The sequence below is a fragment of the Bradyrhizobium sp. SZCCHNPS1003 genome (genome assembly GCF_032381555.1).
Lineage (GTDB): Bacteria > Pseudomonadota > Alphaproteobacteria > Rhizobiales > Xanthobacteraceae > Bradyrhizobium.
Genome location: NZ_JAUHIU010000016.1, coordinates 19,316 through 34,250, shown reverse-complemented (window position 1 = coordinate 34,250; position 14,935 = coordinate 19,316). Strand labels below are relative to the sequence as shown.

10 protein-coding genes and 1 pseudogene are annotated in these 14,935 nt (G+C 58.6%); 8 read left to right on the top strand and 3 right to left on the bottom strand.

From position 1 onward, the window contains the following. Positions 1-26 precede the first annotated feature (26 nt). The 7 genes and pseudogenes from QX126_RS24785 (at position 27) to QX126_RS24755 (ending at position 8,913) form a co-directional block, all read left to right on the top strand. Positions 27-1,886: an ATP-binding protein gene (locus QX126_RS24785; RefSeq protein ID WP_315784294.1), complete on the top strand. Its 1,860-nt coding sequence runs from the start codon at positions 27-29 to the stop codon at positions 1,884-1,886. 18 nt (positions 1,887-1,904) lie between these two features. Next, positions 1,905-3,263: a sigma-54 dependent transcriptional regulator gene (locus tag QX126_RS24780; RefSeq protein WP_315784293.1), complete on the top strand. Its 1,359-nt coding sequence runs from the start codon at positions 1,905-1,907 to the stop codon at positions 3,261-3,263. 282 nt (positions 3,264-3,545) lie between these two features. Then, the gene (locus QX126_RS24775) at positions 3,546-4,823 is read left to right on the top strand and encodes an MFS transporter (protein ID WP_315784439.1); all 1,278 of its coding nucleotides are present in this window, start codon (positions 3,546-3,548) and stop codon (positions 4,821-4,823) included. A 12-nt stretch (positions 4,824-4,835) separates the two neighbouring features. Beyond that, positions 4,836-5,615 (top strand): GntR family transcriptional regulator, encoded by a 780-nt coding sequence (locus QX126_RS24770; protein ID WP_315784291.1) that lies wholly within the window; start codon positions 4,836-4,838, stop codon positions 5,613-5,615. Between the two features lie 465 nt (positions 5,616-6,080). Next, positions 6,081-6,311, top strand: a complete 231-nt coding sequence (locus QX126_RS24765; RefSeq protein WP_315784290.1) for a hypothetical protein — start codon at positions 6,081-6,083, stop codon at positions 6,309-6,311. Positions 6,312-6,393: 82 nt separating this feature from the next. After that, positions 6,394-7,068, top strand: a pseudogene (locus tag QX126_RS24760) (transposase); the annotation flags it as partial. Between the two features lie 456 nt (positions 7,069-7,524). Beyond that, positions 7,525-8,913 (top strand): tyrosine-type recombinase/integrase, encoded by a 1,389-nt coding sequence (locus QX126_RS24755; RefSeq protein ID WP_315784288.1) that lies wholly within the window; start codon positions 7,525-7,527, stop codon positions 8,911-8,913. A 525-nt stretch (positions 8,914-9,438) separates the two neighbouring features. Here QX126_RS24755 and QX126_RS24750 read toward each other — a convergent pair. Beyond that, a complete protein-coding gene (locus tag QX126_RS24750; protein ID WP_315784287.1) occupies positions 9,439-11,931 on the bottom strand; it encodes an AAA family ATPase in 2,493 nt (830 codons plus the stop codon). Next, a complete protein-coding gene (locus QX126_RS24745) occupies positions 11,928-12,170 on the bottom strand; it encodes a hypothetical protein (protein ID WP_315784285.1) in 243 nt (80 codons plus the stop codon). The genes QX126_RS24750 and QX126_RS24745 overlap by 4 nt, the downstream gene beginning before the upstream one ends. Before the next feature lie 584 nt (positions 12,171-12,754). On the opposite strand from QX126_RS24745, the gene QX126_RS24740 reads away from it, so the two are divergent. After that, on the top strand, positions 12,755-13,036 hold the full coding sequence (locus QX126_RS24740) for a UvrD-helicase domain-containing protein (RefSeq protein WP_315784284.1): 282 nt from the start codon (positions 12,755-12,757) through the stop codon (positions 13,034-13,036). Here the strand turns inward: QX126_RS24740 and QX126_RS24735 are convergent. Next, positions 13,001-14,707 carry a P-loop NTPase fold protein gene (locus QX126_RS24735; protein ID WP_315784282.1) on the bottom strand — a complete coding sequence of 569 codons (1,707 nt, stop codon included), beginning with the start codon at positions 14,705-14,707 and terminating at the stop codon, positions 13,001-13,003. The two genes, QX126_RS24740 and QX126_RS24735, sit on opposite strands and share 36 nt — an antisense overlap. Between the last annotated feature and the right edge of the window lie 228 nt (positions 14,708-14,935).

The window sequence follows — 14,935 nt, the reverse complement described above, 5'->3', positions numbered from 1 at the left end:
ATCAGGCCCATCATTTGAGCCCTGGCGTGAGCGAGAGGGTGGCGATGTCGGCGTGGTTTTCGAGCCGACTAGGCTTGCCGGGTGGGCTCTCAAGGGCTTGGCCGGCTATCGCCGCAATTGCTGTCCTGGCGATCGTGGGAGTCGCGCTGCTGTCCTACCGATTGGCCCTGAGCGCTGGCCTCGCGCAGATGAGCCGCGACTCCGATGATCGGCTTACGTTGATCGCCAGTACGTTCGATGCAACCGTTGCCCGCTTCCGATATCTGCCCACGGTTCTTTCACTCGCCGATCCGGTGCGCCGGCTGTTCCGGACACCGGGCGATGGGGCAGTTGTCGAAGCTGCCAACCGTTATCTTAAGTCGCTAAATCAGGCCGCGGGATCGGCCGAGCTCTACGTGCTGGACACGGCCGGGGTGACGCTGGCAGCAAGCAATTATGATGGAGCAAAGAGCTTCGTCGGGCATGCGTACGACTTTCGCCCCTATTTCCAGAGCGCAATCCGTGACGGGGAAGGGCAGCTCTATGCCGTTGGGGTGACGACCGGCTTGCCTGGTTACTTCTTGTCGCAACGGATCACCGAAGGCGAGCTTACGATCGGGGTCGCCGTCGTGAAGATCGATTTGACGCCGCTGGAAGCCGATTGGGTCAGGGCCGGTGATCTGGTGGCCATGGAAGATGAAGAAGGCGTGCTCATCCTGGCCAGCCGCGCGCAGTGGAAATATCATCCGTTGCGAAGGCTACCCTCGACCGCGGTCGCGCGTCTGAACGCGTCCCGGCAGTTCGGCGACACGATCGAGAATGCTCCGATCCTCGGTTCGTCGGCCGAATCGGGCGAGGTATCGGTCGAACTGGGCGACGACGATGGCGTCCACGAATATGCGCTGCGTGCGCGGCCTCTGCCGGCGCATGGATGGCAGCTGCTCATTTTTTCGGACATCGGGGAGGCTCGTCGGCATGCAATGACCATCGCGGTCACGGCCGGTTTTGCCGTTCTCACGGTACAGCTGCTTGGGCTTGTCGCTCATCAATGGCGGCAATCGATGAAAGCCAAGGGCGAAGCTAACGAGCTGCTCGAACGAAGTGTTGCGGAGCGCACGATGGAGCTGCGCGAAGCCAATCGTCAACTGACAAGTGAAGTCCTGGAACGGACGCGCACCGAGCAGGAATTGCGACAAACCCACGAGAGCCTGGTGCAGAGTGCGAAGCTTGCCAGTCTTGGACAAGCCCTGGCAGGGGTGGCGCATGAAATCAACCAGCCACTCGCGGCGCTCACCACTTACATCGCAAGCAGCCGAGTCTTGTTGCAACGCAACGAGATCGAACGAACGGCCTTGAACCTCGACCTGATGTCATCCATAGCCGAGCGAATGATGGCACTGATCGGTCACTTGCGCATGTTTGCCCGCAAGGAGACCGGTGCAACCAGCAGAGTCGATGTCGGTGTGACGCTCGGCAATGCGATGCGGCTCCTGCAGTACCGGATCAGAAATGAGGGTATCGAGGTTGTCCTGGACTTGCCGGCGGAGCCGGCTCACGTTGAGGCGAATCCGATCCGTCTCGAGCAGGTCTTCGTCAACCTGCTCTCGAACGCGGTCCAGTCGATGCGTGATCGCCCGCGCCGGGTTCTCACGGTTTCCATCCGTCGTGCGGGTAGCACCGTTACGACCGAGGTCGCAGACACCGGGAGCGGAATCTCCGCGGATCACATGAAATCGCTGTTCGATCCGTTCTTCACCACCAAGGAAATCGGCGAAGGGCTCGGCCTCGGCCTTTCAATCAGCTATGGGATCGTGAGGGAGCTCGGAGGCACGATTTCGGTTGAGAGCGAACTGCAAATCGGAAGCCGGTTTCGGGTGACCTTGCCGACGCCGCCCGAGCCGGCCTAGACTTATCGGGGTGTGTGGATGAGCAAATCGATTCTTGTCGTTGACGACGAGGAGATCGTTCGCAGCTCGATCAGACAATGGCTGGAGCTGGGCGGCTTCGAAGCGCGCACAGCCCGAAATGCTGACGAGGCGTTGTCGATGCTTCAGGCCGAGCTGCCTGACGTGGTACTGACCGACTTCCGGATGCCGCATCGATCCGGCATCGAACTCATGCGCGACGTGCAGCGAATCGATCCCGACATTCCGGTCGTCCTGCTCACTGCTCACGGCGACGTTGCACTCGCGGTAGCGGCCATGCGCGAGGGTGTCTACGACTTTTTGCAGAAACCTGCCAACCCGGATCATATGTCTGCCGTGCTGGCACGGGCGGCAGAACAATCAGGATTGAAGCGTCAACTCAGGCATCTCACGAGCCGGCTCGGCGCCGAAGGTGAGCTGGCGCGACGTCTCCTCGGGACATCGCCCGCGATGGCCACGCTGCGAAAGTCCGTTGGCGAGCTCGCCGAGCACGACCGGGATGTGATCCTCTTCGGCGAGAGCGGCACGGGAAAGGAGGTCGTCGCTCGCGCACTGCATGACCTCGGTCCGCGGGCACGAGCTCCATTCGTTGCGGTAAATTGCGCGGCTATACCCGCCGAACTGTTCGAGAGCGAGCTGCTGGGTCACGAGGCGGGCGCGTTCACTGGTGCACGCGGGGCTCGCATCGGGAAGTTCGAACATGCCAGCGGCGGAACTCTCCTGCTCGATGAAATTGAAAGCATGCCACACGCGTTCCAGGTCAAGATCCTACGCGTTCTGCAGGAGCGCGTGGTCGAGCGGGTGGGATCGAACCGGCTGATCCCGGTCGACGTCCGTGTGATCGCGGCCGCGAAAGCCGATCTCGCCGCGGACAGCCGCAGCGGCCGCTTTCGGGCCGATCTCTACTTCCGCCTGGCAGCGGCTGAGATCCGTCTCCCGCCGTTGCGCGAACGGGGCAACGACGTGCTGCTGCTATTCCAGCATTTTGCCGGGGAAGCTGCCCGGCGCAGCGGCCGTGACCTGACGCCACTCGGAGCCGAGGATTTCGATGCACTGCTGACCCATGACTGGCCTGGCAATGTTCGAGAACTGAAGAACGTGGCTGAACGCTACGCGCTCGGCTTGGCCGCAACGGGTCGCCGCGTCGCGGAAATTCTGCGGCGAGCCCAGGGAGCGGGCGCAAGGCGCTCGCTCTCTGAGCGTGTCGCAGCTTATGAGCGCATGCTGATCGAGGCGTCTTTGCTGGAGCACAACTGGTCGGTTGTGGCGGTTATGGAAAGTCTCGGCATGCCACGGCGGACGCTCAACGAAAAAATGGCAAGGTACGGCTTGCTGCGACCCAGCCGAACCTCCTGCTAGGCACGAGGCGGATTCCCGCTTACGCTCCGACGCGGATCGGCGGAATTCCGCTTAGCGCGGCGAGCCCGTTTCACGCGAGGCGCATGCAACCATCTGAAATGGCTTTGTTTGGCGGCGCGATCGGCGGCCGCCGCCGGCTGGCACGCGGGTTGCTCAGGCATGAGCACGATTGGCCTTAGAGCCTAAGAAAACGTGCACTCGGAGGACGCCATGAAGTTTGAGCGAGCTATCAGCCCCATCCTCGTTGCGGCCGCCGATGAAGCACGCCGTGACGGCCTTGGGATGGGTAGCCGCTTGCGTGCGATCTTCGTCGGCTCGATCGGAAATCTGGTGGAATGGTATGACTTCTACGCCTATGCCGCGTTTGCGTTGTATTTCGCCAAATCGTTCTTTCCTGAGGGCGACGAGGTGGTGCAGCAGTTGAATGCTGCGCTGCTGTTTGCCGCCGGCTTTCTGGTCCGCCCACTCGGAGGCTGGCTATTCGGCCATTTTGCAGATCATCATGGCCGCCGTAATGCCTTGACCTTGTCGGTCTTGATGATGTGCTTCGGCTCGCTGATCATCGCCGTGACGCCCACCTATGCGTCGATCGGCTTTGCGGCGCCGGTCCTGCTTGGTTTCGCGCGAATCGTGCAGGGAATTAGCCTAGGCGGTGAATATGGCGCCAGCGCAACTTACCTGAGCGAGGTCGCGGACGAAAAGAACCGCGGATTCTATTCCAGCTTCCAATATGTGACGTTGATTGGCGGCCAGCTCTGCGCGATCGTCGTTCTCTTGGTCCTGCAGAAGGTGCTTCTGACGGAGGAGCAGCTTCGTGGATGGGGCTGGCGTATTCCGTTCGTCATCGGCGCGCTGCTGGCCGTCGTGGCCGCCGTCATGCGCCGCAACCTGCACGAAACGGATGTATTCACCCGCGCGAAGTCGGCAAGACAGGGGAGTTCGCTGCGCGCGCTGGGTCAGTTCCGACGCGAAGTCTTGCTTGTTGTTGGACTAACAATGGGGGGGACTGCGGCCTTCTACACCTATACCACCTACATGCAGAAATACCTGAAGCTCTCCGTCAAGCTGACCGATGATCAAACGACCATGGTCACGGCCTGTAGCCTGATCTTCGCAATGGTGCTGCAGCCGCTCTATGGCGCCCTTTCCGATCGCATCGGACGCAAATGGCTGTTGATCGGGTTCGGACTGGGCGGAACTCTGTTCACGATTCCGCTTCTGAACACGCTGCAGGGAGTCCACGACCCGTTCACCGCATTCCTCCTGATCGCGGCGGCGTGGTTGATCGTATCCGGCTATACCTCGATCAATGCGGTGGTCAAGGCCGAACTGTTCCCAACTGCAATTCGAGCAACGGGCGTAGCGCTGCCATATGCATTGACCGTTTCGATCTTCGGCGGCACGGCAGAGTCGATCGCGCTTTGGTTCAAGTCGGTCGGTCACGAAAGCTGGTTCTATTTCTACCTCACCGGCTGCATTGCGACCTCTCTCGTCGTCTATCTCAACATGCGCGACACCCGGCGGCACTCGGCGATCGATCGTGAGCAGAAAGCGCAATGAGCGACGCGTCGCATGAGCGCGCGACGCGCCGCGCAGCCTTCGGCTCAAGCCCGCCGGATCAGCAATCCTAGCGCAGCAGGTATCGATATGGACAGCGAATTCAATCGAGTCGATGTTGCCTACGCCCGAATCAAGGAATTGGTCACACACTACGAGTTGACGTCGGAGTCGAAGATCATTTTGCCAGGCGAGCACCTGCGCATCGACGAGCTTGCTGACTATGTCAGGGCGAGTGCGACACCGGTGAGACAAGCTCTCGAGCGTCTTCATGGCGAGGGGCTGATTGATATCGTTCCGAAGCGAGGCTTCTTCTCGAGGGTCCCGGACGCAGCGGAGCTGCAGGACCTCTATGAGTTTGCTCGGCTGGTGCTCGCGCATAATCTCAGGAAGGCTTTGGAGCCATCGTCGGCCGTACGCTTTGGCCGAAGCGCGATGAGAATGGCGGCGCTTCCGCCCGCGAATTCGGCAAGGAATCGCGCCAAGCACTATGCTGCCGCCATCGAGGGTGTGTTCGAGCAGATCGCGCAGATATCGAGGAACGAGGAGATGCTGCGAATGATAAAAAACTTCAACGACCGCAGCCGGTATATTCGATGCCTCGTCATCTCCCGAGACGCCGATCCGGACTCCGAGCTCCGTGACTGTCTTGATATCGCGGACGGCGTCCGCAGCCAGAACGCCGCGCGCGCGTGCGCACGCCTGGAAGCCCACATGCACCGAACGATTGCAAATTTGCCAGAATTGATACGGGAAGCCAGATCGCGCTGGGCCATTGCCGCCGCTGCAGGCTGAACCATCCCACCTAATGGTCTCGCACTCACGGCGCCCGCGAAGTTCGACGGTCGATCGTTGCCATCGATCGAGCTGGTGGGTCGTTTGCGTTCGTGTGGACTGGCAAACTAGTCTTTAGCTGCAGTCTCGTGCCGACCTAACTCGACGTTTAAGGATGTGTGCAGCCGACCGCAAGGAGCCACTCCTGATAGTTGCGCTCGAACCGTTCACGGTCGGCGAGCAGCGGCCGCGGTTTTCCGCGAGCAAGGTAAGCCCCCGGCGACGGCCGCCTTGCGTCGGAGCTGACGCTTGTTGAAGCCATAGGACTAGTCCTGGAGCCAATCCTATGGCTAAAGCGGAAGTGGAAGTGGAAGTGATCACGTCGGAGCGGCGACGGCGGCATTGGTCGCGGGCCGATAAGAAGCGTGTCGTTGCTGCAGCGTTAGAACCGGGAGCGACGATCCTGGGGGGGCGCGAGCGTTCGGGGTGCATTCCAGCCAGGTGTTTCGCTGGCGCCAGCAGCTATGCGGCAAGGAGGCTGCCGCGCCGGGTTTCGCTGCCTTGACGATCGCAGCCGATCCTCACGCGGCGGCAGCTCCAACGCAGGGGCTGATCGAAGTAGAGCTCGGGGCGGAGGCCAAGATCCGGATCAGCGGCGCGGCGGATGTCGCGACGGTGACCGCGGTGATCGCGGCGCTCCAGGCGGGTTCGCGATGACGATCCCGATCCCCTCCGGCACCCGGGTCTGGCTTGCGACAGGCCATACCGACATGCGCAAGGGCTTCGACGGTCTGGCGCTCAGTGGAAGGTGATCCAGCATGTACGGGAGAAGTTCTCCTGCCGCGCCTGCGAGGCGATCACGCAGCCGCCGGCGCCGTTCCATCCGATCTCGCGCGGACGAGCGGGACCGCGCCTGTTGGCGCACATCCTGTTCGCCAAATACGGGCTGCACGGCTGCGCGCAAGCCGGGCCCGATCATCGAGGTCGGCTGCTGGGCGCATGCACGGCGCAAGTTCTTTGAGATCGCACGGCTGAAGAAGGCGCCGATCGCGAAGATCGACGCGCTGTTTGCGATCGAACGCGAGATCAACGGTCTACCGGCTCACGAACGCAAAGCCGTGCGCGACGCACGCAGCCGCCCACGCGTCGACGAGCTCCACGGCTTCCTGCGCGAACGCCGTACCAAGCTGTCCGGCAAGAGCGAGACCGCAAAAGCAATCGACTACAGCCTCAAGCGCTGGGAGGTGTTCACAATACGGCCGAGCGCGAGCTGCGCGCCGTGGCCCTCGGCCGCAAGAATTGGACCTTCGCCGGCTCCGACGAAGGCGGCCGCCGCGCTGCCGCCATCTACACGCTGATCCAGACCGCCAAGCTCAACAACGTCGACCCGCAGGCTTGGCTCGCCGACGTCCTCGCCAAGCTACCCGACCATCCGGCCAGCAAGCTCGCCGATCTGCTTCCCTGGGCTGGCAGGCCGCCCAGACATCGGCCGCCGCCTGATCGAGCCGCTCCAGACCGTCCAGAGCAGTCGCTCGGCCCGTGGCCTTCACCGGACGCCTACGCAATTCAAGCACATCACTTGGCTTCTGACGACCAAATCCAATCGGGGCGAAGGCGCCTTTGGCGCTGAACGCAAAATACGGTCAGTAGCTGCGGGGGATGTGTCGCGGGCTCTTCCCGACTTCCGAGAGAGCTATTGATTGAGTGGCGCACCCGACACGATTCGAACGTGTGACCTTTGCCTTCGGAGCATTTTAAGTTGTGCTGCGCGAGAAAACGCCAGGACATCCAATGCTACGATATCCCCCTCTAATCATTATCGGATTTGGAATGAGCCTCCGCCGGCCGTATCCTGCGGTCCGCTCCGGCTTTCCTCCAAGTGCTTACGTGGTGCTTACGCGGGAGACGAGCTTCGGAGGAGAGAAAATTTATGCCTAAGCTCAGTAAACGCGTTGTCGATGGCGCTGAACCTCAAAGCACGGACTACGTGATCTGGGATGACGAACTGCCTGGCTTTGGCCTGCGCGTCTTCAAGTCGGGCAAGCGCAGCTACCTAATTCAATACCGTTCAGCCGGCCGCTCTCGCCGCTATAGCATCGGGGTTCACGGTGTTTGGACGCCGGAGCTTGCCCGTAAGGAAGCCAAGATTCAGCTCGGGCGGGTGGCACAAGGTGACAACCCGGCCGAGGAGCGGCAGCTCGATCACAAGGCGGTCACGGTCAAGGAGCTCTGCGAACTTTACCTCAAAGACTTTGAAGCGGGCCTTATTCTAGGCAAGGGCGGACGCCCGAAGAAGTCGACAACGTTGGTGACGGACACTGGACGCATCAATCGCCACATCATTCCGTTGATTGGCACGCGCCGCGTCAAAGATCTCGTCAAAGCAGACGTCAACAAGGTCCTGAAGGACATCATGGCCGGGAAGACCCGTGCCAGCGTCAAGACCAAGAAGCTTCGCGGCAGAGCCAATGTGCGCGGTGGCGTCGGCACGGCAACGCGGACCGTCGGTCTCCTCGGGGGCATTCTCACCTATGCGGTGGAGGCCGGGATCATCGAGCACAATCCAGCCCACGGCATTCGCAAGCCGAAGGACAATGTCCGCAATCGTCGGCTCACGGAGGCCGAGTACAGGACGCTGGGCGAGATGCTGGAGGAAGCAGCGAAGGAGGAAAAGTATGCCATAACGGTGGATATCATTCGCCAGATTGCGCTGACCGGCTGCCGTCGCAGTGAAATCATCGGCCTTAGGTGGTCCGAAGTGGACACCGAGGCGAGCTGTTTGCGTCTAGCAGACAGCAAGGAGGGTGCCTCAATCCGACCGATTGGGCTCCCTGTGGTGGAATTCATGGACGCCCGAAAGCGGAAAAAGGTCGGCTCTTACGTTTTCCCAGGGTACAGAGACGATAACGCGTTCGGCAGCTTCCCAAATCATTGGGAACAGTTGTTCAGCAAATCGTCCCTTTCAAACTTCACGCCTCACGTGCTGCGTCACAGTTTTGCTAGCATCGCCAACGATCTCGGCTTCACCGAGGTTACGATCGCAGCGCTGGTTGGCCATTCGAAGGGGTCTGTCACCAGCAAGTACATCCATACACTCGACACCGCGCTCATCATGGCCGCCGATACAGTTTCGGGCTATATTCAGGGACTTCTCGACGGAGTGAAATTCAAGCAAACTGCCTACGCACTCGATCGAGATTCGCGGAAGGCAGCGTTGGCTCGCTTCTTAGCCCAAGCTGTTGGTGAGCCGGCCACCGGGGTTCAAGATTCGGAGAACCTCGCTGCTAGCGTGCCTGTGATCTGCAGTCTACAAGCCTGAGGGGCGGAGGTTCGAATCGTTCCGGGCGCGCCATTCAACTTCTTAGAAGCACGGAAGTTCTTGTGTCTGGCCGGAGATCGGCCCAGGTCTGGGGAAGTTTTCCAGCATCGGTGCATATAAAGGCTAGCGCCGCCGCGCGGCGTCGTCATCGGGCCTGCCCCAGGGCGGTGTTTGGGCAGCGATGTTGCTCCACAGTGTCCGGCAAAAAAGCGGCATGCCGATGTCGTTGCCTTGGCCTTCGATCTTCTTCCAGGGCAGGCCGAACAAATGCGCGGAGGAGGAGCGTGTCCTTACGTGGAGGGAACAGGTCGTCAATTGTGCTCTCTTCTCTGGGCCGCATAGTCCCGCAAGATCGCCCGGCTTACATTAAGATGCGCGCAAAACACCCGGCGGGTAGGCTCGTGTGGTTTAGCGGTCCGGACCAGCTACGCGGCTCTGCGCCTCGGTTCTTAGATGCGCTCCCTTGTCCGAGGGCGGCGAGGTCAACCAACGGCTCTCAATTGCTTGTTTGCTGCCGGACGACGTCTAGCGCCGTGAAAGAGATCTATACCACTTACGCTGCACGGTCCCGGACGACGTATCGTCATACTGGAAGCATTCAGCGAGATCGTCGATTGTCCTTATGATCCTCTGGAGTAAGGGGGCCGTGAAGCTGGCAGTTGAGCCGGTCGCGTAATGGCTAACCCAATTTCCGAGTATAGCAGGCACGTGAACCATCTCTAAGTCCGTCACTTGTTTGGAGTCGAGCACGAGGCTGTTCGCCGCTTTATGCAGATTTATTGCATCGGTGATGGCATCGAGGCAGTTCTGCGTCATTTTGCTCGTATCTTTGATCGCGAAGTCGATTGGAACGGGGATGTTCACTTTTCGAATGATCGCCTGAAGGCTGAATTCGAGATATTGACGGATTAGCGGCTCCGCCTGCGTCGTCTGGCCAGCTCTTAGAAGCTTGTCGATGGTCCCCTTGAGCCGGTCGGCGCCGTGCGAAATCACGGCTCCCATGGGGGGAGAGCCCTGAAGCTTGTTGTGGTGCCAGTCGGTCGTTCCGCCCAACCGGTCAAAGTACTTCTCAAGAAGACCATCATGGCTCAGGACGATGAATTGGAGACCGTCCGGATTAACGGGGTGCTGAAGCTTCGTTCGTATGAGTTCCATCAGCATATATTGGTGACCGGAGTCGAAACTTGAAGTCACGTCGTCGAGCACGACAAAGCGCGGCGCGCCGACATGCTTCATCGCTGCTGCCAGGAAAACTGAGAGCGCGAGCGCGTTACGGAAGCTTTCCGACAGTAGCGCTCGCGCCGACAGCTTGTGTTGGCCGTGAAAGTCAGCAAGCTGGACGTGAAGGTCTTCACTGCCGGCTTCCCGCTGAAGCTTGGGGATGACGTCGTCAACGCTCATTATGAACGCGAACATCTCTTTGTATTGGTCTTCGATTTCCGCAACCTTCGTTGCCGAAAGTGCCGCTTCGGCGTCTGAGAAGATGGCGCTCGCACCTGTAATGCAGGACTTCCATCTCTCCCGGATCTCGAGCTTGACTTGAAGATCCGCTTCTTGGCCCTGCTTCTGCCGGTATCGGTTCAGCGCGTCCCTGAAGGACCGTCCGTGTTCGACCTGCTCGGTGAGCTGAACGAGGGAGTCAGGTAGCTCTTTTTGAATTTCGTCCCGTTTCGCATTTGCGACTCGAAGCTCCTCCCGAGCGCGCTGTATAAGCTTGGTCGACCAGTCAACGGCGTGCTCCAACTGTAACTCTGTGAATTCACCTTCGCTAAAGGTCGCATCAAGTTCCGAGTACCGTCTTTCTGGTAGTGGGACGCCAATCGCATCTGAAGATTCGATAGCGGAGACAGATGCGCGCCAAGCTGAGCGGTCCCAGTATTCGCCGAGTTCGTTGATTTTCGCAGAGGCGGAAGCGTACTGAGCTTCCTGATTTTCAACGTGTTCCCTTATGGAATGGTCCAAGGTGCTTTCACACAACGGGCATTGCATTTCCTCGGACCATTCGCCGCCCGCAATAAGCAAGGAGGCTGCGTCGTAGAGGCCTTTGAATAACTCGCCTCGCGTCGAGGAAAGCAGGGTGTCCCGCTCTGCGACTTTCCGTTTGAGTGCCGCTTGATCGGCGACAATTGAGGCGTGGCTGGGGGCAAGAAGCGCTTCAAGCTTGCTTATCTTCGAAACGGTGTTGGCAAGGTCCTGATGCTTTTCGCCGCCTTCCGCAGCGCGGATGGTGGATTTCAGGCTCTCGAAATCGATCTCGTCGAGACGTTTTCCGGCCAGCATCGTTTTGAGCAGTTCGACGCTGGCAAAAGCTTGCGCGACGTCTGCTGCGGCGTCGTCGAGGCGACCAATATCCGTCAATGCTTTGCCGACGATCTTTTCGTAACTTGATATGATTGTCGCTTGCGACTGCCTTGCTTCTCGTTGTGCGGACTCTATCGAGGTAGTGAGAACCTTGATATCGAGGTCGCTGTTCAGCGTACGGGTCTCGCTCGCTGCCTGCAGCGCTTGACGGGTGCCCGAATATGCTGAGAGGCCAAGGAGAGCAGAGAACGTCCGTCCTCTTTTAAGAGGCGATTCTTCAATGAAGCGTGCAAAGGTTTGGTAGTCGAGGAGTGCAAATTGCTCCTTAAGAGAAGCCAGAAAAGTGGCGGGGGCCGCATGTCCTGTCGAGCTGGATACGGATCGGACACCAGTCTTGCTCCTTGAAACCGTAATCCCGATTGGCTTTCCGCCGTCGTCTGGCTGAAGTTCAAGTTCTATTGTTGCTTTGCCGGTTGAATGAAATCGGTTGGCGTAATAGTCTTGAGGCCTTTCTTGCGCTTGAATTGTTTCAAGTTTCGGAACGTCCCCGTGGAGAGCATAGGAGAGGGCGTCGAATAGCGAGCTCTTGCCAATGCCGTTCACGGCAAAGATCGAGTTGACCGCGTCTGGCTTGAATTTCAGGCTTAGCGGATCGGCTTCGTTATTAATTCCGCGAAACCCTTCGACTTTGAGTTTCGTGATGAAGTAACGTGTCATCGCGTGCCACCATGACTCTGGGACCCGGCGGCCAGCGCGTCGAGTGCCTTGAGAACGGAAGTATTGAAAGCTACGCGGTTCTTGGTGTCTCGCTCGCCGTCGACCATTATGCTTATGAGCAATGCGGCATTGTCCCGCAGGATTTTTCCCATCTCTGCGTCGCCGCGCTCGACCTCTTGCAGAAACGCTTCAAAATTGTCCGTGAACGTTTTGGTATCGTCGAAGCGAAAGTCGGACATTGGGCGTATCCATCAAGTTGTTTCGGTCTTATTATAATCGTAAAAGTGGATCGAGGGAATATTTGGTGCGGGCAACCGGAATCGAGCCGGCACAGGCCTTGCGGCCCTACAAATTTTCACACCACTCCGGTTTTCACCGCCGCACTGAGGCGTTTGTGGTCTGGATTAATCCTTCACCTAGCGCGTGAGCGCGGTAGGTGCTGCCGTCCGTCTCTACACCCTCTCTCCCTTGGCAGGTGAGCTTGGCTCGGGATTGCCATTTGAGAAGTTTCCCCCCAATTTGAGCAGTTCTGCATTCCGCGGTTTCCCGCTGAGCACCCAAGTGTTAAGTCCGGCGCGTCGATACGCTAGGGGAACACGGGTACAGCAAGCCTGTCCTTGTTTTGACGCACACCAGGTCCGGTGTGGCAGCTGAGGAGCAGGCTTGAAAAGGCGAAGTTAAGCCGTAGCGCTACCGCCTCTCCACCATCGATGGGTGGACTATTCGCCTGATATCCACCTTTCCCCTGCGCTCCGGACATGATCCCCGCATCATCGAACGGGAACGGCCGAATTATCCAGCTATAAGAACTGCTGCGGCGACCTTGCTGAAGTCGTTCCACGTCAATGACGTCATCGCAGCCAGCTATTCACATCACGACGAATATCAGGACTGCTCGTTGCGCCAGCACGCCATCATCTATCATGCCGCCGTTGTGCTGCCGACCTGCGGGGTCGGTGATCAGGTGCAGGCAATCTTCGATTTCAGCGCGTCAGAGATTCGAGAGCTCGCCGGCAAGAGGAAAATGCTTGCAGACATGTTTGTCCCAATCGGCAAGTTCGTCGTCGCGTCAGGCGAGGTCATCGGCAGTGATGTGGAACTTTAGGAGGCGGCGAGCATTGAGCGGGCTTTCCTTTCCGATCAGGATAAGCGCTGCCTTAGCGGTATCAGCTATGGCCCCATATGTAGCGTCCTGTTCTCGAATAGCTTGAAATCCCAATGCCGCGCTAATGACTCGGCGAAGTCGCTCACCTTCAAGGTTTTTGAACATGGCATAATAGTCATCGACCGACAGGACCGCCAGCAACTTGGTGTCTGCCTGGCTCCAACCGTGGTTTGAGCCGATGCTGTGGAGGATGTCCTCTGGAGAACGCTCGTCACGAAACGTCTTGAGCTTCTCTGCAAAGGCATAAATTACATCCGGGTCCTGGATGTTCTGGGTAAAAGGATGGGACGCAAGGTCGTAAAAGGCGTAATCCTCATCCTGCCTTCGTTTCATGAAAAGCTTCAGTACGTATTGGGCAGCGCGCTCACGGCCAAGAGTTTTCAGCAAGCTGACGGCGCCGTTCAGCTCCGATGGGGTCACGAATTGTGCGTGAAACTGCATTGCGGTGACCAAGGCGCGTACGATCTCGCGAGCATTATCTTTGAATGAATCGTGAAATAGGGCCCAAGCGTCGGCGAAGGACTTTGTCGAGTCCATCTGCTTCAAACGCTCATTCATCTCGTCAGCATTTCGCTTGATTTGGGCTTCGTCGAAAAAACCGCGTTTAACGCCGTCGAACAAGGCAAGATCGAAAGCGTCAGTTGAGGCATAGCCGTAGTTATCGAGAAGTGTATCCCATTTATGCCGTTCCGGCTGCTCGTCGGCATCGTCATAAACGCCGGCGAACGGGTCGTCACTCCTAGCCAAGATGAAGTCGATGAAGGCGTTGTCGTCCTCCGCAGTCTTCGAGAAGTGCGCCCAGCCGAACAGTGTGAGGGTAGAGGCGGCCTGTTCCGCGACCTTTTCGTGATAGCCGCTGAGTAACGGCAGCAGGTCAGCAAAAAGCCGCTCAATCTTCTTGATAACGCGGATATTCGAGACGCCAAGTGAAATGCACCGTTCCGAGAGTAGGAGTGTTGTGGGCGCGTCTATGGCAAGCGCAATTTTGACGCTCTCCTCCTCGGTTGGGGCAAATAGGAGTGAGAGGTCGATGACCTTCTCCTGATAGCGGGCAAGGTCCTTAGTGTCAGGGTCGGTCAGAGCCTGATCGTTGAGGATAATAACGATTTTACATCCTCGACGTTCTGTCAGGTAGGAGACAAGGCCAAGTACATCGATGATCCTGAGGTTGGAACCGCGGCGCTCCAGATCGTCAATGCAGACGATGCGGTCTCTGACAGCAAGGAATGAGATCGCTTCTAGCGTGGCCGAAGCACCCTTAAAGCGAGATATGACAGATATGAGTTGCGTACCAAATGACTTCACAACGAAGTCGGTATTGGTCTGCAGTGTCTTTAGTGAAGGCTCGATGCCGACGTCCTTGGTATCGATGGTGTTCTCGTAGATTGAGTATTTTAGCTCGTTGAGATTTTGCAGGCCGAAGAGGGAGACATAGGCGTACTTCCTGAGTCGGATCGTAGCCTTGGTCTCCTTAAGAAGCTTGTTCCAAAGATAAGTCTTGCCGACGCCCCATGCGCCCCGGAGAGCAAGCACCTCGGGCTTGGAAGATTCCAGAAAGCGGACAATCTCACGAGTTACCCGTTCGGTCGCTGTGCGTTCAACATCGATCAAGATGGATGGTCCCTTCACTCGCCTTAAGCGGGTAAACACTAGCCGAACATCGCCAGAGCGGTATAGTGGAGCGTCCCGCCCAGGAGGGCAAATAGCAAAGGAAAAAGTCCGGAGCCGGTTATTGGGTGATCCCGGCTATACAAGGTGCCAGGAGAAGCGGTCGGATAACGACTAGGTCAGCGTCTCCAGCAACGGGAGCAGGGAGAATGCGCTACGAGCAGCTTCGAC